The organism is Roseateles sp. FW305-36, from assembly GCF_058787015.1.
This window is the reverse complement of sequence record NZ_JBYSZK010000045.1, coordinates 1-1,503: the sequence shown is the minus strand read 5'-3', so window position 1 is coordinate 1,503 and position 1,503 is coordinate 1. Positions and strand designations below refer to the sequence as shown.

Genomic DNA, 1,503 nt, shown 5'->3' with positions numbered 1-1,503 from the left:
GAATACGAAGGGACTTCCCACCTTCTGGCCCCGGCGCCGAGGCGCCAAGATTGATGGTGCGAATCGTCAATCTGCAGCCATGTGAAAGGGGAAGCCCATGAACGAGATTACCCGAGTCGGCGTCGATCTGGCCAAGCGCGTGATCCAGGTCCACGCTGTCGATGCGACCGGCCGTGTCGTTGCCGCCAAGGCACTTCCAGCCGACAAGTTTGCCGCCTGGTGCGTGCAACTGCCCGCCGGCTGCATCGTCGCCATGGAAGCCTGCGGCGGCGCTCACCACTGGGCGCGCAAGCTGCGCGGCTACGGCCTGGATGCACGGCTCATTGCCGGCCACTTCGTCACGCCCTACCGCATGGCCGGCAAGGGCGGTAAGAACGACGCCAACGATGCCGCCGCGATCTGCGAGGCCGCCGGCCGGCCACACATGCGCTTCGTGCCCGTGAAGACCCCGGCCCAGCAGGCCCTGCTGGCCATCCACCGCCTGCGCGAGGGCTACAAGGAAGATCGCACCGCCTGCATCAATCGCATCCGTGGCCTGCTCACCGAGTTCGGCATCGTCTTCGCGCAAACCCCCGAGGCGCTTCGCCAAGGTCTGGCCGACGTGTTGGAAGACGCCAGCAACGAGCTGCCCGGCATCGCCCGGCTGGCCGTCCAAGAAGCCCGGCTGCACTGGATCGAGTTGGAGTGCCACATCGCCAGTTGCGACGAGCGCATCGCCGCCCATGTGCGCACCGACGCGCAGGCCAAGGCCGCCGCGCAGCTCAGCGGCATCGGCCCGGTGACCGCATCGGCGCTGGTCGCCACGGTCGGCGACTTCAAGCAGTTCAAGGACGGCGCGCAGTTTGGCTCCTGGCTGGGCCTGGTGCCCCGGCAGAACTCCAGCGGCGGCAAGACGCAACTCGGGCGCATCACCAAGCGCGGCGACGACTACCTGCGCACGTTGCTGATCCAGGGCGCCAAGTCGGCCGTGATGACGGCGCACAAGCGCACGGACAAGATCTCGCAGTGGCTGGTGCAACTGCTCGCCCGCGTGGGCTGGCAGAAGGCCGTGGTGGCGCTGGCCAACAAGAACGCACGCATCGTCTGGGCGCTGCTGGCCAAGGGCCGCGAGTTCGATCCGAACTACGTGTCGGTCAAGCCTGGCGAGGTGCCGGCGACAGCGGCCGTGATGCCGGCCTGAAACCCACCCGCGACCCAACAAGTTCTTCCCCGTAGACGTGCGTTCGAAGATGCAATTCACAGGTCAGACCGGCAGCAGGCCAGCTCGACTAACCCTGTGCCGCGCCAGTTGTGGCGACGGCGGCGAGTGAATGGAGCCCTGCTGAGCGGTTGGTATCTGGGCCCGCACCGAAATCCGAGTGCAACAAGGCCGCCTGTAGATGTGCAGTCTGTTCTCTGTGGCGCTGCATCGAACCCGAACTCAGGTCTTGAGGAAAACAGCAACGGCAACTATCGAATACCGCCCACATCAATCCGGTTGATTAACCGGGAAGTCCCTGTAGA

Annotated in this window: 1 protein-coding gene; it reads left to right on the top strand. The window is 65.7% G+C overall.

The genetic code is table 11. The features are described 5' to 3' along the window. The first annotated feature begins 97 nt into the window (after positions 1–97). Positions 98–1,180, top strand: coding sequence for an IS110 family RNA-guided transposase (locus AC3WOE_RS30455; RefSeq protein ID WP_492696291.1), 1,083 nt, complete (start codon positions 98–100; stop codon positions 1,178–1,180). The last annotated feature ends 323 nt before the right edge of the window (positions 1,181–1,503 follow it).